Genomic DNA, 20,297 nt, shown 5'->3' on the forward strand with positions numbered 1-20,297 from the left:
CCATGGCGAACCAGCCTCTATCGATCTTCCAGGTCGCTGGCCGCGCAATGTCCGCGCAGCTCGTGCGGATGAACACGACCGCCTCGAACCTCGCCAATGCCGGCGCGGTGACCGGCTCGTCGGAAACCGCCTATCGCAGCATGAAGCCGGTGTTCCGGACACAGTTCGATCAGGCGAGCGGCATGGCTACCGTCAACGTGGAACGCGTCGTCACCGCCGGTGAGGACCCGATCAAGATCCGCGATCCCAACAACCCGATGGCTGATGCCGACGGCTTTGTTTACCAGTCGGCGGTCGATGAAACGCGCGAGCTGGTCGACATGATGGAGACCGCGCGCAGCTACCAGAACAACGTCGAGGTGATGAACACCGCCAAGTCGTTGATCGTCGACACGCTGAAGCTGGGGCGCTGATAGATGGCGACCTCCTTCGACGCCACAATCGGCAACCTCGGCCTCAGCACCGCGAACACGGCGGCAAAGAACGCGGCCAAGTCCCCGACGATGGGCCAGGCCGATTTCCTGAAGCTGATGACCGCGCAGATGAAGAACCAGGATCCGTTCGATCCGGTCGACAATACGCAGATGGTTGCGCAGATGGCGCAATTCTCCTCGCTCGCCGGCATCACCGAAATGGGTTCCACGCTGAAGGCGATCGCCGACAAGCTGGGCGCGACCAGCATGCAGGATGCGGTCAGCTATGTCGGGCGCACCGTGCTGACGCCGGGCAATGTCGCTTACGGCCGCGCCTCGGGCGGTATCGCGGGCGCGATCGAGCTGGGCGCCGATGCCAGCAACGTTACCGTCGCGATCTCGGATGCCAACGGCCAGCTGCTGCACAGCGCCGATCTCGGCGCGCAAAAGGCAGGCACCGTCAGCTACGACTGGGACGGCAAGACCGCCGCCGGCGCGGATGCGGGCGCCGGCCCGTTCACCGTCAGCATCAGCGCCAATGACGGCAGCCGCTCGGTCGCCGCCAACAGCCTCGTCTGGGCGCCCGTCACCTCCGTTTCGACCACCAGCGGCGCTGCCGTCCTCACCTTGCCGGGGATCGGTGAGGTTCCCGCCACCGCCGTTCGCCAGATCGGCTGACCTCTCCCCTCACCTATCCCACGTTCCAGGAGCTTCCCTCATGTCCTTCTACACTTCGCTTTCCGGCCTCCAGGCTGCGCAGACCGACATGTCGACCATCTCGCACAACCTCGCCAACGTCTCGACCAACGGCTTCAAGAAGAGCCGCAGCGAATTCACCGACATCATGGCATCGAACTTCACCAGCGATCCGCGCCGCCTGACCGGCTCGGGCGCCGCGCTGGCGCAGAACAAGCAGATGTTCGGCGCGGGCAGCCTGGTGACGACCGGCTCGTCGCTCGACCTCGCGATCGCCGGTGACGGCTTCTTCCCGGTCAAGACGACCGCGCCCGGCGGCACCACCATCGCCTACACCCGCAACGGCAGCTTCGGCGTCGATCCCAACCGCTTCATCACCGATGCGCAGGGCAGCCGCCTGCAGGCCTATGCGGTCGAGACGGACGGCACCGTGCCCGGCGCCGGCACGCTGATCGACGTGCGCGTTCCCGACAGCAGCGGCCCGGCGATCGCGACCAGCAAGCTGTCGCTGAAGGCCAATCTGAACGCCGGCGCCGCCGCGTCGGACGTCGAGTTCAACCGTACCAATCCGGCCAGCTACGGCAGCGCGACCACCACCACCATCTATGACGCGGCCGGCAATCCGCAGACGCTGACCAACTATTTCGTGCGCAAGGCACCGGCCAATGCGACCAGCACCGCGAGCGAATGGACCGTCCACAGCTTCGTCGGCGACGTCGAACTGAACGAGGGCGGCACCGACATCGCCTTTGATTCGAGCGGCAATCTGCTGGGCAGCGGCACCTTCTCGCTCGCCTTCCCCGACGCTGGCGACGCGACCCGCGCGCCGATCAGCTTCGACCTGACCGGCACCACCGCCGGAAAGCAGCCGTTCAGCGTCGCTTCGCGCGCGCAGAACGGCGCCGCGCCCGGCGAATTCGCCGGCATCACCGTCGACAACAGCGGCATCATCACCGCCAGCTATTCCAACGGCGACGCGGTGAAGCTGGGCAAGGTCGCACTGGCGAACTTCGTCAACCCGACGGGCCTGCGCCAGACCGGCGGGCAATATTGGAGCGCGAGCGGCCTTTCCGGCACGGCAACGATGGGCGCCGCGAACGAGAACGGCTTCGGCAAGCTGATGTCGGGCACGATCGAGGGATCGAACGTCGACATTACCGAGGAGCTGGTCGAGCTGATCGCTGCGCAGCGCAACTTCCAGGCGAACGCCAAGGCGCTCGATACCTCCAGCCAGATCTCGCAGACGATCTTCAACATCCGCGCGTGATTCTGGCCTGACTCTTGCTGTGTTCCGTTTGCGCTTCGGCGTGGACGGAACACCTTTGGATCGATCGAACCATGGACAAGCTGGTCTATACGGCGGCGACGGGCCTCAAGGCGCACATGGCGGCGCAGGCCGCCATCGCCAACAACATGGCAAATGCCTCCACGACCGGCTTTCGTGCCGATCGCGTGGTGTTCGACCGGATCGAACTGAAGGGCGGCGGCGCACGCTTCGATGCGCGCGCGCCGGCCGCGCAGGAAGTCACCGATGCCGACCGCAGCGTCGGCGCGATGATCCAGACGGGTCGCAATCTCGACGTGGCGCTGACCGATGCCGACACCTGGCTGACGGTACAGGCGCCCGACGGTACCGAAGCCTATACGCGCCGCGGGGACTTGACCGTCACTGCATCGGGCACGCTGCAGACGGGCGACGGTTACCTGGTGATGGGGGCGGGGGGCCCCATCACCATCCCGCCGTACACTTCGCTCTCGATCGGGTCGGACGGCTCGATCTCGATCGTGCCGCAGGGCGGGGCCGCCGCCGAAGTCACCGTGATCGACAAGCTGAAGCTGGTGTCGGACCGCGGCTCGTCGACGGTGAAGGGCCTCGACAATCTGATGCACGTGCGCGGGGGCGGCGTGCTGCCGGAGAATATGGACGCCAAGATCGCGTCCGGCACGCTCGAACAAAGCAACGTCAACATGACCCAGGTACTCGTCGACATGATCGAGAACCAGCGCAGCTACGAGGTCCAGGCGAACCTGCTGAAGGAAGCCAAGACCATGGACGAAGGCGCCGCCTCCGTCATGCGGATGCCGAGCTAAGCCCGCGCGCGATTAGAAGGAACTAGACCATGACCACCGCCGCCATGCACATCGCGCGCACCGGGCTCGACGCTCAGGATACGCGCATGCGGGTGATCTCGAACAACCTCGCGAACGTGAACACCACCGGGTACAAGCGTGATCGCGCGGCGTTCGAAACGCTGAGCTATCAGGTGATCACCGCGCCCGGTGCGCAGTCGACGCAGGAAACGCGCTACGCCACCGGCCTCAACCTCGGCACCGGCGTTCGCGTGCAGAGCACCGCCCGCATCGACACACAGGGCTCGCTCGCCACTACCGGCAACAGCCTCGACATGGCGCTCGACGGCGATGGCTATTTCCAGGTGCAGCTGCCCGGCGGACAGCTTGGCTACACTCGCGCCGGCAATTTCTCGCGCTCGCCCGAAGGCCTGCTGGTCACGTCGGAGGGGTATCAGGTGATGCCGGGCATCAACGTGCCCGAAAATGCCACCGCGATCACCATCGGCATGGACGGCACGGTGTCGGCGACGATCCCGGGCCAGGCGGAGGCATCGAACCTCGGGCAGATCCAGGTCGCCAGCTTCCCCAACACCGCCGGGCTCCAGTCGATCGGCGACAATTACCTCGTCGAAACCGCCGCATCGGGCACCGCCAACATGGGCGTTCCGGGCGAGGACGGCCGCGGGAAGATCCGCCAGGGCATGCTGGAGGCGAGCAACGTCAACGTCGTCGAGGAGCTGGTCGACATGATCGAGACTCAGCGCGCCTATGAGGTCAATTCCAAGATGATCTCGGCCACCGACGAAATGCTCAAATACGTCAATCAGAACATCTGAGGACTGACCGGCCATGACGTCGCGCACGCTCCCGCTCGCCACCGCATTCGGCACTTTGGCGCTTCTCGCCGCGCCTGCCCACGCCGGCCTGTTCGGCAAGAAGGCACCGGCAGAGGATTTCACCGCCGTCCACCCCCTGCCCGTCGCTTCGGCGCCGGCCCCGGCGACAGGCGCGATCTTCCAGGCGGCGGATGGCTATGCCGCGCTGCATGAGGGCTGGCGCGCACGCCGCGTCGGCGATCCGCTGACGATCGTCCTGGTGGAGCGGACCGCGGCGTCCAAGTCCTCGACCTCGAAGCTCGATTCGGGCGGCGGCTTCGGCATCACCCCGCCGACCACCGGCCCGCTGAACCTGTTCAACACCACGGACGCCAGCGCCAGCGGCAACCGCAATTTCGCCGGCACCGGTACCGCCGGCCAGGCCAATTCGCTCTCGGGCGAAATCTCGGTCACCGTGGCGCAGGTCTATCCCAACGGCACGATGCTGGTTCAGGGGCAGAAGCGCGTGACGCTCAACCGCGGCGACGAATTCATCCAGATCAAGGGGCTGGTGCGCACCGCCGACGTGGACCGCGACAATCGCGTGGCGTCGACCCGCGTCGCCGACGCCCAGATCGCCTACACCGGCAAGGGCGATGTCGCGCGCGCCGGGCGGCAGGGCTGGCTCAGCCGCTTCTTCCAGGTCGTGAGCCCCTTCTGATGATCATGTTCCGCACCCTCCTCGCCCTTCCTGCGCTGCTGATCGCGGCGCTGTGCGTCGCGGCGCCCGCTACCGCCGACCGGATCAAGGATCTCGGCGGCTTCCAGGGCATCCGCTCGAACCAGCTCACCGGCTATGGCGTCGTCGTCGGCCTGCCCGGCACGGGCGACGACAATCTCGAATATACCGTGCAGTCAATGAAGGCGGTCGCATCGCGCTTCGGCCTGCAACTGCCGCCCAATGCGAACCAGGGGCTGAAGAATGCCGCAGTGGTGATGATCACTGCCGAGCTGCCCGCCTTTGCCAAGCCCGGCCAGCGGATCGACATTACCGTCTCCTCGATGGGCAAGGCGAAGAGCTTGCGCGGCGGCAGCCTCATCATGGCACCGCTGCTTGGTGCCGATGGTCAGATCTACGCCATGGCGCAGGGCAATCTCGCGGTCGGCGGGCTCGGCGCAGAGGGCAAGGACGGCTCGCAGATCGTCGTCAACACGCCCTCCACCGGCCGTATCCCGGAGGGCGCCACCGTCGAGCGCGCGGTTGCCACCGGCTTTGCCGATTCGCCCAATCTCACCTTCAATCTGCAGCGCGCCGACTTCACCACCGCGCAGAATGTCGCCGCGGCGATCAACCAGCGGCTCGGCTTCGGCGTGGCGCAGGCAGTCGACGCGGTGTCGGTCGCGGTACGCGCGCCGGTCGGCGCCGACGTGCGCGCGACGCTCATGTCGACGATCGAGAATCTCGACGTCACCGCTGCCGAGCCCCCGGCCAAGGTCATCGTCAACGCCCGCTCGGGCACCGTGGTCATCAACTCCGCGGTCCGCGTCGGCCCCGCCGCCGTCACGCACGGCAAGCTGACGGTCCGGATCGACGAGAACCAGCGCATCAGCCAGCCCGCGCCCTTCAGCCAGGGCCAGACCGCGCGCGAACAGAAATCGGGTGTCGCGGTGGATGAGGAGCATCGCCCGATGTTCCTCCTCGCCCCGGGCCCCAAGCTCGCCGACATCGTCAAGGCAGTGAACGCGATCGGCGCCTCGCCGGCCGATCTTGTCGCCATTCTCGAGGCGCTGAAGGAAGCCGGCGCGCTCAAGGCCGAGTTGATCGTCCTGTGACCGGGCCCGTTCAGATCGGCCGCATCTCCGGCACCACGGGCATCGACTCGGGGCTGAAGCGCGAGGCGTCCAGCGAAAACCTGAAGGCCGCCGGGCAGCAGTTCGAGGCGGTGTTCACCGGCATGATGCTGAAATCGATGCGCGCGGCGAAGCTTGCCGAGCCATTGTTCGACAGCCAGGCCATCGACACCTTCCGCGACATGCAGGACCAGAAAATGGTGCAGCAGATGGCGCAGCACACGCCGCTCGGCATCGGCAAGGCGATGACCGAATTCCTGTCGCGTGGCCTTTCGGCAACAAGCGCCGAAAATCAGAACGTCGGCCAAAAAGATGCGGAACCGGCGCCCCCGCCTCAACCGCCCCTTAACCACGACTGATCCACAAGGCCCGCGTGAGCGACCTTCTTTCCATCGGCGCATCGGGCGTCCGCGCGAATCAGACCGCCCTTGGCGTGGTGTCGGAGAACATCGCCAACGCCGGGGTCACGGGCTATTCGCGCCGGACAATCACGACGACGGAGATCAGCAGCGCGTCGGGAACGACGGGCCGCGCGACCGGCCACGGCGTCTTCGTCACTGGCGTCACCCGCGCCGCCGACCAGTTCAAGGCCGCCGCCGTGCGCACCGCCGGCGCCGATCTTGCCCGGACCGAGGCTGGCGGCGTGTGGATGGACCGGATCCAGTCGTCGCTGACCGGCGCCGGCCTGGAGGGCCGCCTCACCGCCTTCTTCAATGCCGTCAAGGGCGTCGCCGCCGATCCGACCGCCACCGCGCCGCGCGCGGTGATGCTGGAACAGGCCAGCGCTCTCGCCGCCTCCTTCACCGCCACTGGCGTCGCGCTCGCCAACGCCACGGCGGAACTGGACGCGACCGCCGATGGCGCCGTCGCCAATCTCAACAGCCTGGCGGCCGCGCTCGCCAAGGTGAATGACGGGCTGAGCCGGGTCACGCCCAACACCAACGCCGCCGTCAATCTCGCCGACCAGCGCGACGCCATCCTCGAACAGATGAGCGGCCTCGTCGACGTCACCGCCACCTATGACGCGGCCGGCCGCGCCACCGTGCGCGCCGGGGGCGGCGCGGGCACGACGCTGGTGAGCGGCAATCAGGTCGCGACCGTCAGCTACGCGCGCAACGCGCAAGGCACCGTCGCCTTTGCCGTCACCAATGGCGACACCGTGTCGGTGCTGGCCCCGCAGGGCGGCGCGCTCGGCGGAATAGCCGACGGGGCGCAGCGGATCGCAGGCGCGCGGATCGAGCTTTCCGAGCTCGCCACCCAGTTTGTCGCCGGCGTCAACGCGGTGCAGGCGGGCGGCCGCACGCTCGACAATGCCGCCGGTGCGCCGCTGTTCACCGTCGGCGACTCGCCCGCCGACATCGCCATGACGATGACCGACCCGCGCGGGATCGCCGCGGCGGCACCGGATGAGGGGACGCGCGGCAACGCCAATCTCGCCGCGCTGGAGAATTTGCGCACCAGCGCGCGCTTCGAAGGCACGATCGGCAACATGGTCTCGACCAATGCCGCGGCGATCCAGGCGCGCGGTGTCGTCGCGGAGGCGCAGGGCGCGATCCACGACGGCGCGATTGCCGCGCGCGACGCGATCTCGGGTGTCGATCTCGATCGCGAGGCAGTCGACCTCCTCCGCTTCCAACAAGCGTATCAGGCGTCCAGCCGAGTCATCTCGATCGCCCGCGACACGTTCCAGACCTTGCTGGATATCCGCTGATGAGCGTCAATCTTTCCACCAACCTGTTCTACAACCGCTCGACCGCGTCGATGCAGAAATTGCAGGCGGACTTCGACCGGCTCAACGAACAGGTGGCGACCGGCAAGAAACTGCTCGCGCCCTCGGACGACAGCGTCGGCTACCAGCGGTTGCAGGTGATCAACCGCGCCAACGCCGATGGCACGCAGGACGCCGCCAATGTGAAGCTCGCCCAGGCGACGCTCCAACAGGCCGGCACCAACCTGTCCTCGATGACCGAGCGGCTGCAACGTGCCTCCGAACTGGTGATCCAGGGCCGCAATGGCACCAATTCGCCCGCCGCCAAGCAAGTGATCGCGACCGAGCTCGACAGCATCATGGAATCGATCGTCGCGCTGGCGAACGGCAAGGATGCCCGCGGCCTCCCGCTGTTCGGCGGCAAGGATGACGGCACCGCCGTCACGCCGGGCGCCGCCGGCGCGCTGACCTTTGCCGATGGCAAGGCGGCAGCGATCCCGATCGGCGACGGCCAGAGCGTCGAGGTGACGGTCAACGCACGCGAATTCCTTAGCGTGAAGGACGGCGACGACCTCGGCACCGCGATGGCGGCGATCATCGCGGCGCTGCGCGGCGACCAGCCGATCCCTGACGAGGCGGTCGATACGCTCGGCACGGTCGGCGATCAGGTGACGGCGATGCAGACGTCGCTCGGCGCGCGCGAGGTGCGCGTCGACCTGCAGCTCGCGCAGCTGAAGACCAGCGCCGACGACCGCGAACTGGTGCGCACCGATATCGAGGATGCCGATCCGACCGAGACGATCGTCCAGCTGCAAAAGACGATGACGATCCTGCAGGCGACTCAGGCGAGCTTCTCCAAGCTCTCCAGCCTGTCGCTCTTCGACTATCTGCGCTGACCCGCCCGCTCCTCACGGGGGCAATTTTTGCGGTAAAGAAATCGCCCGGCCGGTCGTTTGACAGATAGCACCTTATGTAGCGTCCGGGGATAAAGATGTTCGCCGCCATCGGCCTTGTTGTTCTTATCGCCATGGTCTTCGGCGGCTTTGCCTTCACGGGCGGTTCGCTGGGCCCGGTGCTCCACGCCCTGCCGCACGAAATGCTGATCATCGGCGGCGCCGCTGCCGGCGCGCTGATCATCGGCAATTCGGGCAAGGAGCTGAAGGCGATGGGCGGCGGCCTCGCCAAGGTGTTCAAGGGGCCCAAGTACAAGAAGCAGGATTATCTCGACGTCATCTTCCTCGTGTCGAAGCTGATGAAGATGCTGCGCATGGAAGGCCCGATCGCGCTGGAGCCGCATGTCGAGGATCCGAAGTCCTCCGCCATCTTCGCCGAATATCCGCGCCTGCTGGCCGATCACACGCTGGTCAATCTGGTCGCTGACACGCTGCGGCTGGTGGTCGTCTCCTCCGGCACGCTCGATGTCCATGCCGTCGAGGAAGTGATGGATAACGCCATCAAGACCCACCACCACGAGGTGGAGGGACCGCACACCACGCTGACCTCGCTCGCCGACGCGCTTCCCGCGCTCGGCATCGTCGCCGCCGTGCTGGGCGTGGTGAAGACGATGGGCTCGATCGATCAGCCGCCGACCGTGCTCGGCGGCATGATCGGCTCCGCGCTGGTCGGCACGTTCCTCGGCGTGCTGCTCGCTTATGGCATCGTCAGCCCGCTCGCCTCGCGGCTGAAGCAGGTGATCGATGCCGATGCCGCGATCTATCACGTGGTGAAGCAGATCATCATCGCCTCGCTCCACGGCCACCCGCAGCCGCTGGTGATCGAGGCCGCCCGCTCGGGCATCGCGCACAGCAACCAGCCCGGCTTTGCCGAGGTGTTCGACGGCCTCCGGGGCAAGTAAGCCATGGCCGCGCGCGCACCCCATGGCAGCAACCAGCCACCCAAGATCATCGTCAAGAAGATCTATATCGAGGGTCACGGCGGCCATCACGGCGGCGCGTGGAAGGTCGCCTATGCCGATTTCGTGACCGCGATGATGGCGTTCTTCCTCCTGATGTGGCTGCTCGGCGCCACCACGGAAAAACAGCGCAAGGGCATCGCCGACTATTTCGCGCCGACCATCCTCAACACCAAATCGCTTGGCGTCGGTGGCGGTGGGCTCTTGGGCGGCAACTCGGTCACCACCGACGAGAAGACGGGACCACTCGACGGCAATTCGCGCATGCCGATGATCGTTGCGCGCGCTGACGGCGCTGGCGGGCCGCAGATCGGCACCGGAGCCAAGGGCTCGCTGCGCAGCCGCCAGGCGATCGCGGAGGAGGACCGCCGGAATTTCTCCAAGCTGAAGCAGCAGGTGGAAAAGCAGCTGCGCGAGCGGCAGAATCTGGCGAAGCTCGCCAAGCACATCCGCTTCACCATGACGCCCAACGGCATGCGCATCGATCTGGTCGACGACGCCAATTATTCGATGTTCGCGCTCGGCACGACCGCGCTCGAAAGCGATGCGTCAGCGCTGATCGGCATGGTGGCGGAGGGGATCCGGGAAACGCAGAACCCGATCATGATCCGCGGCCATACCGATAGCCTGCCCTATGGCGATCCACGCGCGATGAACAACTGGATGCTCGCCACCGGCCGCGCCGAGGCGACCCGCCGGCGGCTGGCACTCGGCGGGCTGCCGGAAAGCCGCTTCCACCGGATCGAGGGCGTCGCCGATCGCGAACCGATGATCACCGACAATCCGATGGACCCGCGCAATCGCAGGGTGGCGATCACCCTGCTCTACCGCGCCGGCTCGTTCGGCCAATAAGGTCGGCGGCCGCCCGCAGGCAGCCGCCGCTCCTCCTCGTGTCAGGGTTCGTCGCGGTAGATCGCGGCGTCAGGGCTCGTCGCGGTAGATCGCGACGGCTGGCGCGCTGCCCGCGCTCACCCGGCCGCGATACATGCCCGGCGTGTTGTAGCTCCAGGCGATCTCGCCCGACGGCGTGTTGACGATGACGCCGCCGTCGCCGCCCAGCGCCTGCACCTCGGCCATCACCGCATCGGCCGCCGCCTTGGGGCTGTCGCCCTTGAAGCGGATGCGCGCGCAGATCTCATGCGCCACGCCCTCACGGATGAAATATTCGCCGGCACCCGTCGCGGAAACGGCGCAGGCGCGATCGTCGGCATAGGTGCCCGCCCCGATCACCGGCGCGTCGCCGATCCGGCCCCACCGCTTGCCCGTCACGCCGCCGGTGGAGGTCGCCGCCGCGACATGGCCGTTGGCATCGCGCGCCACCGCGCCGACCGTGCCGTACTTGCGGTCGACGTCGATCGCCGACAGCTTCTTGGCCTTCAGCGTCTCCAGCTGCCGCCGCCGCTCGGGCGTCGCGAACCAGGCGGGATCGGCCTGTTCCAGCTTCTGCGCGCGCGAAAAGGCATCCGCCCCCGCGCCCGCCAGGAACACATGGTCGCTCTTTTCCATCACCGCGCGCGCCAGGCTGACCGGGTGGCGCGTGGCGGTCACACCGGCCACCGCGCCGGCGGCACGGGTGCGCCCGTCCATCACCGCCGCGTCCAGCTCGTTGCGGCCCTCCCAGGTGAACACCGCGCCGCGCCCGGCGTTGAAATGCGGATCATCCTCCAGCACGTGGATCGCCGCCTCGACCGCGTCCAGCGCGCTGCCGCCCTTGTCGAGCACTGCCGATCCGGCGGCCAGCGCCTGCTTCAGCGCGGCGCGGATCGCCTTGTCCTGCTCGGGCGACAGCTTGTCACGCTCGATCACCCCGGCACCGCCATGGATCGCCAGCGACCAGCGCGGCGCCTCCTTCGCCATGGCAGGGGTGGCGAGCAGAGCGGCAAGAACGGGCAGCAACAGGCGCATGATGTTCCTTTTCGTCAGACAATTGGCGTGTTCAGACAATGGCAGGTCGGGGATCGGGAATGTCCGCGCGCGGGCGATGCAGGCGAAGGCCGATCAGCGGGCGAAGCCACGGTACGCGCCGCCCGCCGAGGTAAAAGGCCCAGCATCCCGCCACCGTCGCCGCCACCAGAATGACGAAGTCGAGCGTGAGCGGCAGGCCGGCGAGCAGCAGCCAATAAGCGACGACGACAATGATCGTCTGGTGGATGATGTAGAAGGGAAACACCGCCTCGGTCAGCATCGGCCGCCAGCGATGGTCGCGGTTCCAATAGGTCTCCGCGACGCCGATCAGCGCGGCGATCGTCATCCAGCCTTGCACCCCGCGCGCCAGGCTGAAGATCGTGCCGAACGGCCGCGGCGTCACCCGATAGCCGGCAAAGACGATCTGGATCGTCGCCACGGTCATGAACGCCACCAGCGCCGCCAGTGCCGTCACCTTCCACCAGCGCGCAAAGGTCGCAAGCATCCGCTCGCTGCCCGCCATGGCGTATCCCAGCGCGAACATCGGGAAATAGGTCGCGTGCGCCACCCAATCGCCGACCATCTCATGCGTCTCGCGTGCACCGGGGAACAGCACGCCGCTCACCAGCATCAGCCAGGCCATCGGCAGGATCAGCGCGCCGACGCCGCCGAACAGTCGCTCGAACGCCCGCTGCGCCGCCGCCCGAACACCGCGCGGCGTGATCGCCAGCATCGCGGTAAAGGCCAGCGTATAGACCCACAGATAGGCAACGAACCACAGGTGGTTCCACGTCGGCAGCGCGATGCCGTCGATCCGGCGAAACGCGAAATAATCGCCGGTCCAGAAGGCGAGGAAGCCGCCCGTCCAGCCATGCTGCGTCACCAGCTCGACCCATGGCTGCGGCGGCACGATCACCGCCATGCCGAAGGCGAGCGGGATCAGCAGCCGCGCGGTGCGGTTGCGCACGAACGGCCACGGCCCCGGATGCCGCACGAACAGCGCCCGGCTGGCATAGCCCGACACCAGGAACAGCAGCGACAGTCGCCACGGGTTGGACAGCATCATCGGCACCGTCACCCATTGTTCGGCGCCAAGCTTCGCGTGAAAGCCCCACGGCACGAACACCATGCCGATGTGATACAGGATCAGGATCGCGAACGCCCCGATCCGAAGCCAGTCGAGGCCGTAATGCCGCTGCATCGCCGGGGAACTAGCAGGGCGGATACCGCTAGGCCAGCCGCCGCGCTGGCCGGGGTGTCGCTGGCGCCAGGCCGATCAGCGGGCGCAGCCAGGGAATGTCGCGGCCGGTCACGTAACAGGCGGCGCAGGCGGCGGCGGTCGCGCTCAGCAGGAAGACAAAGCCTGCGCCCGCGCTCATTCCCAACGCCGGGATCACCCACGCCAGGACGACCAGCACCGGGTGATGGATCAGATAGGCCGGGAACACCGCTTCCGCGAGCGGCCGGCGCAGCGGGTGATCGCGGTTGAGCATCCCGTCCGCCAGTCGCAGCAGCGCTATGATCACGCCCCACGCCATCGCCCGCCGCGCCGCGCGGTTCGCCGCCATCAGCGCGTGGCCCGGCACGTCCGTCCCCTGGTACTGCAGCTCGACCCCGACGACGACCAGCGAGCAGAGCCCGGCAAGGACCAGCGCGCCCACCCAATGCTGCCTGATCGCGCGCCACAAGGCTAGCGATCCGCCCAGCGCGAAGCCGAACAGGAACAGCGGCAGATAGCCGACATGGCCCGACCAGTCGGTGGTCAGTCCGTGCGTCTCCGGCACGATGAACATCAACGCGACCTTCGCGCCGGCCAGCGCCAGCATCGGCGCCCAGATGATCCGCCGTCCCACCGCCAGCCACTCGAACCACGCCTGGATCCGCCCCGCGCCGACCCGCGCCAGCAGCAATGCGAGGACCATGGTATAGGCCCACAGATAGACGACGAACCACATATGCTCCCATTGCGGAAAGCCGCGGCCGTTCTGCGCCCAGGGGCGCCAGTAATCGTGCAGCCAGAACCTAGCGAGGCTATCGGCATCCCCCGCCAGTTGTGCCCGCACCCACAATTCGGGCGGCAACAAGACCAGCATGGCGAAGGCCAGCGGCACCAGCAGGCGAAGGCTGCGCTGATGCGCGAACGCACCGATGCTGGGCATGCGCGCGATCAGCCGCCGCGTCGCAAACCCTGCGACCACGAACAGCAACGGGATCCGCCACGGCGTTAGCAGCGCCATCGGCACGATCAGCGACGGGAACGTCTCGGGCCATTTCACCACCCACGGCCAGGGCGCGAACACCATCGCCACATGATAGATGATCAGCAGCCCGAACGCGCCGATGCGCAACCAGTCGATTCCATAATGGCGCGCAACCGGCGCAACGTCGTCCATGGCGCGGCGCTATAGCGCCCCCGGATTGTTTCGAAACGTTGCTGGAGATCAGTCCCGCGCGCTGGCCGCACGCTTCACCGCTTGATGCGCAGCGCCCCCAGGAAATCGCGCTTGCCGATCTTCATCCCCTGCGCGCGCAAGATCCCGTAGGCCGTCGTCGCGTGGAAATAGAAATTGGGCTGCGAGAAGGAGAGCAGAAACTGCGCGCCGGTGAACGGCATGCGCAACTCACCCATGGAAAATTGCGTGTCGCGGTCCGCCAGCGCGTCGAACTCGGCGCGGTCGACCGCCTCCAGCGCGGCGATCGCGCCCTGGATCCGCTCGTGCAGGCCGGCGAAGTCGGTCGGCCACGGCGCCATGCTGGGCGAGAAATTGCCCCCGCGCACGCCCTCGATCCCGCCGATCGAATGTTCCGCGACCGATTTCACCTGATAGCCGAACGGCAGCATGTCGGGCGCGAGGCGCGCGTCGATCAGCTCGGCGGCGGTCATCCCCTTCTCGGCCGCGAACGCTTCCGCCTTGTCCAGCAGGCGGTCGATCGCGCCCAGGATCTGGATGTTCGACGGGATCACCGCGTCGTACAGCGAAAGTGTCATCGTCCTGCCCCACGTTTCGTTTATGTGTTGGAGGCGCTATATCGATGCCAAAGCCGATAGGAAGCCCTTCGATGTCCCTACGCCCCTGGCGCGATATTCACCGCCGCGCGAGCCGCCAGATCATGGTCGGCAACGTGCCCGTCGGCGGCGACGCGCCCGTCACCGTGCAGACGATGACCAACACGCCGACCGACGATGCCCGCGCGACGATCGACCAGATCCGTCGCTGCGAGGATGCCGGCGTCGACATCATCCGCGTCAGCTGCCCGGACGTCGAATCCACCGCCGCGCTGAGGCAGATCGTGCGCGCCGCGCGCGTGCCGATCGTCGCCGACATCCATTTCCACTATAAGCGCGCGCTCGAGGCGGCCGACGCCGGCGCCGCGTGCCTGCGCATCAACCCGGGCAACATCGGCTCCGCCGATCGCGTCAACGAAGTGGTCAATGCCGCCAAGGCGAACGGCTGCGCGATCCGCATCGGCGTCAACGCCGGCAGCCTGGAAAAGGACCTGCTCGAAAAATACGGCGAGCCCTGCCCCGAGGCGCTGGTCGAAAGCGCGCTCGACCATATCAAGCTGCTGCAGGACCGCGATTTCCACGACTTCAAGGTCGCGGTGAAGGCATCCGACGTGTTCCTCGCCGTCGCCGCGTACCAGCAGCTCGCCGAGGCGGTCGATTGCCCGCTTCACCTCGGCATCACCGAGGCTGGCGGCTTCGTCGGCGGCACGGTGAAGAGCGCGATCGGCATCGGCTCGCTCCTCTGGTACGGCATCGGCGACACGATCCGCGTCTCGCTCTCGGCCGAACCCGAAGAGGAAGTGCGCGTCGGGTTCGAGATCCTGAAATCGCTCGGCATCCGCAACCGCGGCGTCCGCGTGGTCAGCTGCCCCAGCTGCGCGCGCCAGGGCTTTGACGTCATCCGCACCGTGCAGACGCTGGAGGAACGCCTCCAGCACATCCGCACCCCCATGTCGCTCTCCGTGCTCGGCTGCGTCGTCAACGGCCCGGGCGAGGCGCGCGAAACCGACATCGGCCTCACCGGCGGCGGCAATGGCAAGCACATGGTGTACCTCTCGGGCGTCACCGACCATGTCGTCCAGGACGAAGGCATGATCGACCACATCGTGCGCCTGGTCGAGGCCAAGGCCGCCGAGCTGGAGGCCGCCAGCGACGCCGCCAAGGTGGCGGCAGAGTAACACTCGCGCACCAAAGTGGTGCTTTGGTGCGGCTTCTCGCAATCCAGCCGTCATGTCGTGCCGGGCCTGTCCCGGCACACGTGACAGGCCCTCAATGCGGCACGGCGCCTAGCTCGACGCCGGTCTTGTCGTGCAATGCGAAGCGGTCGATCAGATCGGCGCTCGCGCGATTATAGCCGACCACCTCGACCACCGACCCGTCGCGCCGCAGCCGCGCGACGATCTTGTCCAGCGCGCCCACCCCCGAAATGTCCCAGAAATGTGCCGCCGACACATCGATCGTCACCGCGCGTCCCGCCTCGGGCGCAAAGGCGCGGGTGAAGCGATCGACCGAGGCGAAGAATATCTCGCCGCTCACCCGGTACAGCACCCGCTCGCCCTCCACCTCGCGCACGACGGCGAACATCCGCCGCACCTTGCCCGCGAAGAAGATGCCCGACAGCAGCACGCCGGCCAGCACGCCCTGCGCCAGGTCATGCGTGGCCACCACCACCGCCACCGTCACCAGCATCACCGCCGATGACGTCGGCGGATGGCGGCGCAGGTTCGGGATCGAATTCCAGCTGAACGTGCCGATCGACACCATGATCATCACCGCGACCAGCGCCGGCATCGGGATCTGCCCCACGATCGGGCCGAGCATTGTCAGCAGGAACAGCAGGAACGCGCCGGCGATAAAGGTCGACAGCCGCTTGCGCCCGCCCGACGTCACGTTGATCACCGACTGGCCGATCATCGCGCAGCCACCCATGCCGCCGACCAGCGCCGCGACCATGTTGGCGCCGCCCTGCCCCATGCACTCGCGCCGCTTGTCGCTGTCGGTATCGGTCATGTCGTCGACGATCTGTGCGGTCAGCAAGGATTCCAGCAGCCCCACCGCCGCCATAGTCAGCGAGAACGGCAGGATGATGCGCAACGTCTCGAGCGTCAGCGGCACGTCGGGCAGCGCAAGGCTCGGCAGCCCCTGGGGCAGCCGCCCCATCTCGCCCACCGTACGCACCGGCAGGCTCATCGCGATGCTGACGATCGCCAGCATGATGATCGCCACCAAGGGCGACGGCACCGCCTTCGTCACCCGCGGCAGCAGGTAGATGATCGCCAGCCCCGCGGCGATCATCGCATAGGTGTGCCAGCTGACGCCGATCAGTTGCGGCACCTGCGCCATGAAGATCAGGATCGCCAGCGCATTGACGAACCCGGTGATGACCGATCGCGAGACGAACTGCATCAACAGGTCGAGCCGCAGCAGCCCCGCGGCGATCTGGATCACCCCCATCAGGATGGTCGCGGCAAAAAGATAGTTCACGCCATGGTCGCGCACCAGCGGCGTCACCACCACGGCAACCGCGGCGGTGGCGGCGGAGATCATGCCGGGACGCCCGCCCAGCAGCGATATGACGATGGCGATCGCGACGGAGGCATAAAGGCCGACGCTCGGGTCGACGCCCGCGATGATCGAAAAGCCGATCGCCTCGGGGATCAGCGCCAGCGCGACAACGATGCCGGCCAGCGCCTCGCGTCGCACATCGCCGGCGCCAGCGAACCATTCAGTCCGGAAACGGGAAAGCATGTAGAATGAAGCCTGTTCGTTGAACGCAACACAGAACGCCGCGCGCACGACAAGGCAGGCGGCAGGAAAAATGACATCTGTGCAGGTTGCCCGGCGGATCAGCGGCCGGGATAGCCACCCGGGCTTGCACCGGGTCCTTGCGAATGCGCGCGTCATAGCGTTGCCGATGCACCCGGCGCAAGATGCCCCTTCCGCTCCCTGCTGCGGCATTCAACGGGCTGAAAAGCGGTCCATGTGGTTGAAACCGGACCGGCCATCCGATAGGCGCAGACACAGTAAGGAGAGCGCCCGGACACCTGCCGTCGCATCTCCGTTTTTGACAGGAGTTGCCCCATGTCCGCCAGCACCGGCCTGCGCCGCGCCGCCATCGTCGCCCCGATCCGCACCGCCGTCGGCAAGTTCGGCGGCAGCCTTTCCTCGCTCACCGCCGGCCAGCTTGGCGCCACGATCCTGAAGGCGCTGATGGAGCGTACGAAGATTGATCCGTCGCGCGTCGACGACGTCGTGTTCGCGCAGGGCTATGGCAATGGCGAGGCGCCTGCAATCGGCCACTGGGCATGGCTCGCCGCCGGCCTCCCGATCGAGGTGCCGGGTTATCAGCTCGATCGCCGCTGCGGCTCCGGCCTTCAGGCGGTGATCGATGCGGCGATGATGGTGCAGACCGGCGTCAGCGACGTCGTCGTCGCCGGCGGCTGCGAAAGCATGTCCAACGTCGAACATTACACCACCGACATCCGCAAGGGCGTGCGCTCGGGCAATCTCACGATCCACGATCGCCTGACGCGCGGCCGCCTCATGTCGCAGCCGGTCGAGCGGTTCGGCGTCATCAGCGGCATGATCGAGACCGCCGAGAACCTCGCCAAGGATTACAACATCAGCCGCGAGGAGGCCGACGCCTATGCCGTCCGCTCGCACCAGCGCGCCACCGCCGCCTGGGAAAAGGGCCTGTTCGCTGACGAGCTCGTCCCCGTCTCGGTGCCGCAGAAGAAGGGCGAGGCGATCGTCTTCGACCGCGACGAAGGCTTCCGCCCCGATGCGACGCTCGAATCGCTTGGGCGTCTGCGCCCGCTCGAAGGCGGCGTCGTCACTGCCGGCAACGCCAGTCAGCAGAATGACGCTGCCGCCGCCTGCCTCGTGGTCGCCGAGGACAAGTTGGAGGAACTGGGGCTTGAGCCGATCGCCTGGTTCCACAGCTGGGCCGCGGCCGGCTGCGACCCCTCCCGCATGGGCATCGGCCCGGTCCCGGCGGTTGAGCGGCTGTTCGCCCGCAACGGCCTCTCCTGGTCCGACATCGACCTCGTCGAGCTGAACGAGGCGTTCGCGCCGCAGGTGCTCGCCGTGCTCAAGGGCTGGGGTTGGAGCCAGGACGACAGCCGCAACGAAATCCTCAACGTCAACGGCTCGGGCATTTCGCTCGGCCACCCGATTGGCGCCACCGGCGGCCGAATCCTCGCCAATCTGACCCGCGAACTCGTCCGCCGTGACGGCCGCTATGGTCTGGAGACGATGTGCATCGGCGGCGGCCAGGGCATCGCCGCGGTCTTCGAGCGCGCATAATGCTGGGGGAGGCACTGGCGGCGGCGCAACGCTATCGCGACGACGCCCGTGCCGCCCTCGCGGCCCGGCTGGACGCCGCGCCGATCGACACCGAGCAGCGCGCGGCGCACGGCTTCGCCTGGGTCGCCACCACCGTCGCCGCGCTGGAGGCGGTGGCCGACTGGGCGGACCGCAACTCAGGGGACGTCAACGCCCTCGTCGCCCGCCTCGCCTTTCAGGAGAGCATCGCTCAGCTCGTCGGTGGCCTGCCGATGGGCCAGAACGAACTGTTCCGCCCCGCCGACCTCGGCCTCGCCGCCCCGGCGCGCACGCTCGCAACCGCCTGCGCCGACCTCCTCGATCATGACGCCGCCGCCGATCGCCGCGCCTTGGTCGATCGCCTCGCCGCCGGCGAATGGCCCAGCGAGACGCTCCACGATGCCGAGCTGGACGCGATCCGCGACCAGTTCCGCCGCTTTACCGATGCCGAGATCCTGCCCCACGCCCACGGCTGGCATCTCGCCAACGATCTGATCCCCGACGCCACCGTCGCCAAGATGGCGCAGCTCGGCACGTTCGGCGTCTGCATCCCCGAGAATTACGGCGGCCTCGGCCTGTCGAAGCTCGTCATGTGCATCGTCACCGAGGAATTGTCGCGCGGCTGGATCGGCGCCGGCTCGCTCGGCACCCGCTCCGAAATCGCCGGCGAACTCATCGCCGGCTCCGGCACCGAAGCGCAAAAGGCCGAGTGGCTCCCGCGCATCGCCAGCGGCGAGGTGCTGCCCACCGCCGTCTTCACCGAACCCGATGTCGGCAGCGACCTCGGCTCGCTTCAGACCCGCGCGCGCCGCGCCGCCACTGAGGGGGATGGCGACGGCTGGCGCATCGACGGCGCAAAGACCTGGATCACCCACGCCAGCCGCTCCGACCTCATGACCCTGCTCGCCCGCACGCTGCCGGACGCGAAGGGTTACGCCGGCCTCTCGATGCTGCTCGTCCCCAAGCCGCGCGGCACCGAGGGCGATCCCTTCCCTGCGCCGGGCATGTCGGGCAGCGAAATCGAGGTGCTCGGCTATCGCGGGATGCGCGAATATGCGCTCTCCTTCGACGGCATGTCCGCCCCCGCCGACGCCCTGCTCGGCGGCGAGGAAGGCCAGGGCTTCAAGCAGCTGATGCGCACCTTCGAGGGCGCCCGGATCCAGACCGCCGCGCGCGCCGTCGGCGTCGCCCGCCGCGCGCTCGAACTCGGCCTGTCCTACGCGGTCGATCGCCAGCAGTTCGGCCGCGCGATCATCCACTTCCCGCGCGTCGCCGACAAACTGGCGATGAGCCTCGTCGATCTCATCGCCGCGCGCGAGCTCACCTATGCCGCCGCCCGCGCGAAGGATTCGGGCAAGCGCTGCGATATCGAGGCCGGCATGGCGAAGCTGCTCGCCGCCCGCGCCGCGTGGAGCAATGCCGATGCCGCGCTCCAGATTCACGGCGGCAACGGCTATGCGCTCGAATTCGAGATCAGCCGCATCCTGTGCGACGCGCGCATCCTCAACATCTTCGAGGGCGCGGCGGAAATCCAGGCGCAGGTGATCGCGCGCGGGCTGATCGCACAGCGCAACTGACGCCCCCTTGCGCAACG

General features: G+C 67.6%; 20 protein-coding genes and 1 other annotated feature. Of the genes, 15 read left to right on the forward strand and 5 right to left on the reverse strand.

Translation table 11 applies throughout. The features are described 5' to 3' along the window. Window positions 1–2: 2 nt before the first annotated feature. The 12 genes from flgC to L8F96_RS04810 all read left to right on the forward strand — a co-directional run bounded on the left by flgC (window position 3) and on the right by L8F96_RS04810 (window position 10,320). Complete coding sequence (flgC, locus tag L8F96_RS04755; RefSeq protein ID WP_046407775.1) at window positions 3–413, forward strand: flagellar basal body rod protein FlgC; 411 nt, start codon at window positions 3–5, stop codon at window positions 411–413. Window positions 414–416: 3 nt separating this feature from the next. Next, window positions 417–1,091, forward strand: coding sequence for a flagellar hook assembly protein FlgD (locus tag L8F96_RS04760; protein WP_046407773.1), 675 nt, complete (start codon window positions 417–419; stop codon window positions 1,089–1,091). A 40-nt stretch (window positions 1,092–1,131) separates the two neighbouring features. Beyond that, window positions 1,132–2,376, forward strand: a complete 1,245-nt coding sequence (locus tag L8F96_RS04765; protein WP_334655284.1) for a flagellar hook protein FlgE — start codon at window positions 1,132–1,134, stop codon at window positions 2,374–2,376. Window positions 2,377–2,447: 71 nt separating this feature from the next. After that, complete coding sequence (locus L8F96_RS04770; RefSeq protein WP_334655286.1) at window positions 2,448–3,200, forward strand: flagellar basal body rod protein FlgF; 753 nt, start codon at window positions 2,448–2,450, stop codon at window positions 3,198–3,200. 29 nt (window positions 3,201–3,229) lie between these two features. After that, window positions 3,230–4,018, forward strand: coding sequence for a flagellar basal-body rod protein FlgG (gene flgG / locus L8F96_RS04775; RefSeq protein ID WP_125944158.1), 789 nt, complete (start codon window positions 3,230–3,232; stop codon window positions 4,016–4,018). Window positions 4,019–4,031: 13 nt separating this feature from the next. Further along, the gene (locus L8F96_RS04780) at window positions 4,032–4,718 is read left to right on the forward strand and encodes a flagellar basal body L-ring protein FlgH (RefSeq protein ID WP_296220254.1); all 687 of its coding nucleotides are present in this window, start codon (window positions 4,032–4,034) and stop codon (window positions 4,716–4,718) included. 5 nt (window positions 4,719–4,723) lie between these two features. Further along, a complete protein-coding gene (locus L8F96_RS04785) occupies window positions 4,724–5,830 on the forward strand; it encodes a flagellar basal body P-ring protein FlgI (protein WP_334655636.1) in 1,107 nt (368 codons plus the stop codon). Continuing rightward, a complete protein-coding gene (locus L8F96_RS04790) occupies window positions 5,827–6,207 on the forward strand; it encodes a rod-binding protein (protein ID WP_334655288.1) in 381 nt (126 codons plus the stop codon). Before L8F96_RS04785 ends, L8F96_RS04790 begins: the two co-directional genes overlap by 4 nt. Before the next feature lie 14 nt (window positions 6,208–6,221). Beyond that, on the forward strand, window positions 6,222–7,559 hold the full coding sequence (gene flgK, locus L8F96_RS04795; RefSeq protein ID WP_334655289.1) for a flagellar hook-associated protein FlgK: 1,338 nt from the start codon (window positions 6,222–6,224) through the stop codon (window positions 7,557–7,559). Further along, a complete protein-coding gene (locus L8F96_RS04800) occupies window positions 7,559–8,452 on the forward strand; it encodes a flagellin N-terminal helical domain-containing protein (protein ID WP_334655290.1) in 894 nt (297 codons plus the stop codon). Before flgK ends, L8F96_RS04800 begins: the two co-directional genes overlap by 1 nt. Before the next feature lie 95 nt (window positions 8,453–8,547). After that, entirely contained in the window at window positions 8,548–9,411 is an 864-nt protein-coding gene (gene motA, locus L8F96_RS04805; protein WP_046407760.1) for a flagellar motor stator protein MotA, read from the forward strand. Window positions 9,412–9,414: 3 nt separating this feature from the next. After that, the gene (locus L8F96_RS04810) at window positions 9,415–10,320 is read left to right on the forward strand and encodes a flagellar motor protein MotB (RefSeq protein ID WP_136450751.1); all 906 of its coding nucleotides are present in this window, start codon (window positions 9,415–9,417) and stop codon (window positions 10,318–10,320) included. 69 nt (window positions 10,321–10,389) lie between these two features. On the opposite strand, the gene L8F96_RS04815 is transcribed toward L8F96_RS04810, so the two are convergent. The 4 genes from L8F96_RS04815 to L8F96_RS04830 all read right to left on the reverse strand — a co-directional run bounded on the left by L8F96_RS04815 (window position 10,390) and on the right by L8F96_RS04830 (window position 14,362). Then, on the reverse strand, window positions 10,390–11,325 hold the full coding sequence (locus L8F96_RS04815) for an isoaspartyl peptidase/L-asparaginase family protein (RefSeq protein ID WP_417158944.1): 936 nt from the start codon (window positions 11,323–11,325) through the stop codon (window positions 10,390–10,392). Between the two features lie 79 nt (window positions 11,326–11,404). After that, window positions 11,405–12,574 (reverse strand): acyltransferase, encoded by a 1,170-nt coding sequence (locus tag L8F96_RS04820; RefSeq protein WP_334655294.1) that lies wholly within the window; start codon window positions 12,572–12,574, stop codon window positions 11,405–11,407. A gap of 28 nt (window positions 12,575–12,602) precedes the next feature. Further along, the gene (locus L8F96_RS04825) at window positions 12,603–13,766 is read right to left on the reverse strand and encodes an acyltransferase family protein (protein ID WP_334655295.1); all 1,164 of its coding nucleotides are present in this window, start codon (window positions 13,764–13,766) and stop codon (window positions 12,603–12,605) included. Between the two features lie 74 nt (window positions 13,767–13,840). After that, the gene (locus L8F96_RS04830) at window positions 13,841–14,362 is read right to left on the reverse strand and encodes a DUF1993 domain-containing protein (protein ID WP_334655296.1); all 522 of its coding nucleotides are present in this window, start codon (window positions 14,360–14,362) and stop codon (window positions 13,841–13,843) included. Window positions 14,363–14,433: 71 nt separating this feature from the next. Here L8F96_RS04830 and ispG point away from each other — a divergent pair, with 71 nt between their 5' ends. Beyond that, on the forward strand, window positions 14,434–15,558 hold the full coding sequence (gene ispG, locus L8F96_RS04835; protein ID WP_334655297.1) for a flavodoxin-dependent (E)-4-hydroxy-3-methylbut-2-enyl-diphosphate synthase: 1,125 nt from the start codon (window positions 14,434–14,436) through the stop codon (window positions 15,556–15,558). A gap of 91 nt (window positions 15,559–15,649) precedes the next feature. On the opposite strand, the gene L8F96_RS04840 is transcribed toward ispG, so the two are convergent. After that, the gene (locus L8F96_RS04840) at window positions 15,650–17,128 is read right to left on the reverse strand and encodes a SulP family inorganic anion transporter (protein ID WP_334655298.1); all 1,479 of its coding nucleotides are present in this window, start codon (window positions 17,126–17,128) and stop codon (window positions 15,650–15,652) included. 84 nt (window positions 17,129–17,212) lie between these two features. Then, window positions 17,213–17,268, reverse strand: a sequence feature (sul1 is cis-regulatory element that is thought to sense ions involved in sulfur or methionine metabolism; They are found in Alphaproteobacteria). A 193-nt stretch (window positions 17,269–17,461) separates the two neighbouring features. Between L8F96_RS04840 and L8F96_RS04845 the strand changes: the two genes are divergently transcribed. Together L8F96_RS04845 and L8F96_RS04850 are read left to right on the forward strand one after the other, a co-directional pair. Further along, entirely contained in the window at window positions 17,462–18,685 is a 1,224-nt protein-coding gene (locus tag L8F96_RS04845; protein WP_334655299.1) for an acetyl-CoA C-acetyltransferase, read from the forward strand. Continuing rightward, entirely contained in the window at window positions 18,685–20,280 is a 1,596-nt protein-coding gene (locus L8F96_RS04850; RefSeq protein ID WP_334655300.1) for an acyl-CoA dehydrogenase family protein, read from the forward strand. The genes L8F96_RS04845 and L8F96_RS04850 overlap by 1 nt, the downstream gene beginning before the upstream one ends. Window positions 20,281–20,297 lie beyond the last annotated feature (17 nt).

Source organism: Sphingomonas panaciterrae (genome assembly GCF_036890205.1).
Lineage (GTDB): Bacteria > Pseudomonadota > Alphaproteobacteria > Sphingomonadales > Sphingomonadaceae > Sphingomonas > Sphingomonas panaciterrae.

Excerpts from the sequence above, each read along its gene's own strand:
- motA (WP_046407760.1), top strand. The coding sequence starts at position 8,548 with ATGTTCGCCGCCATCGGCCTTGTTGTTCTTATCGCCATGGTCTTCGGC.
- flgG (WP_125944158.1), top strand. The coding sequence starts at position 3,230 with ATGACCACCGCCGCCATGCACATCGCGCGCACCGGGCTCGACGCTCAG.
- L8F96_RS04760 (WP_046407773.1), top strand. The coding sequence starts at position 417 with ATGGCGACCTCCTTCGACGCCACAATCGGCAACCTCGGCCTCAGCACC.
- L8F96_RS04800 (WP_334655290.1), top strand. The coding sequence starts at position 7,559 with ATGAGCGTCAATCTTTCCACCAACCTGTTCTACAACCGCTCGACCGCG.
- L8F96_RS04825 (WP_334655295.1), bottom strand. The coding sequence starts at position 13,766 with ATGGACGACGTTGCGCCGGTTGCGCGCCATTATGGAATCGACTGGTTG.
- L8F96_RS04785 (WP_334655636.1), top strand. The coding sequence starts at position 4,724 with ATGTTCCGCACCCTCCTCGCCCTTCCTGCGCTGCTGATCGCGGCGCTG.
- ispG (WP_334655297.1), top strand. The coding sequence starts at position 14,434 with ATGTCCCTACGCCCCTGGCGCGATATTCACCGCCGCGCGAGCCGCCAG.
- L8F96_RS04820 (WP_334655294.1), bottom strand. The coding sequence starts at position 12,574 with ATGCAGCGGCATTACGGCCTCGACTGGCTTCGGATCGGGGCGTTCGCG.
- L8F96_RS04765 (WP_334655284.1), top strand. The coding sequence starts at position 1,132 with ATGTCCTTCTACACTTCGCTTTCCGGCCTCCAGGCTGCGCAGACCGAC.
- L8F96_RS04810 (WP_136450751.1), top strand. The coding sequence starts at position 9,415 with ATGGCCGCGCGCGCACCCCATGGCAGCAACCAGCCACCCAAGATCATC.
- L8F96_RS04830 (WP_334655296.1), bottom strand. The coding sequence starts at position 14,362 with ATGACACTTTCGCTGTACGACGCGGTGATCCCGTCGAACATCCAGATC.
- flgC (WP_046407775.1), top strand. The coding sequence starts at position 3 with ATGGCGAACCAGCCTCTATCGATCTTCCAGGTCGCTGGCCGCGCAATG.
- L8F96_RS04770 (WP_334655286.1), top strand. The coding sequence starts at position 2,448 with ATGGACAAGCTGGTCTATACGGCGGCGACGGGCCTCAAGGCGCACATG.
- L8F96_RS04815 (WP_417158944.1), bottom strand. The coding sequence starts at position 11,325 with ATGGCGAAGGAGGCGCCGCGCTGGTCGCTGGCGATCCATGGCGGTGCC.
- L8F96_RS04840 (WP_334655298.1), bottom strand. The coding sequence starts at position 17,128 with ATGCTTTCCCGTTTCCGGACTGAATGGTTCGCTGGCGCCGGCGATGTG.
- L8F96_RS04850 (WP_334655300.1), top strand. The coding sequence starts at position 18,685 with ATGCTGGGGGAGGCACTGGCGGCGGCGCAACGCTATCGCGACGACGCC.
- L8F96_RS04845 (WP_334655299.1), top strand. The coding sequence starts at position 17,462 with ATGTCCGCCAGCACCGGCCTGCGCCGCGCCGCCATCGTCGCCCCGATC.
- L8F96_RS04780 (WP_296220254.1), top strand. The coding sequence starts at position 4,032 with ATGACGTCGCGCACGCTCCCGCTCGCCACCGCATTCGGCACTTTGGCG.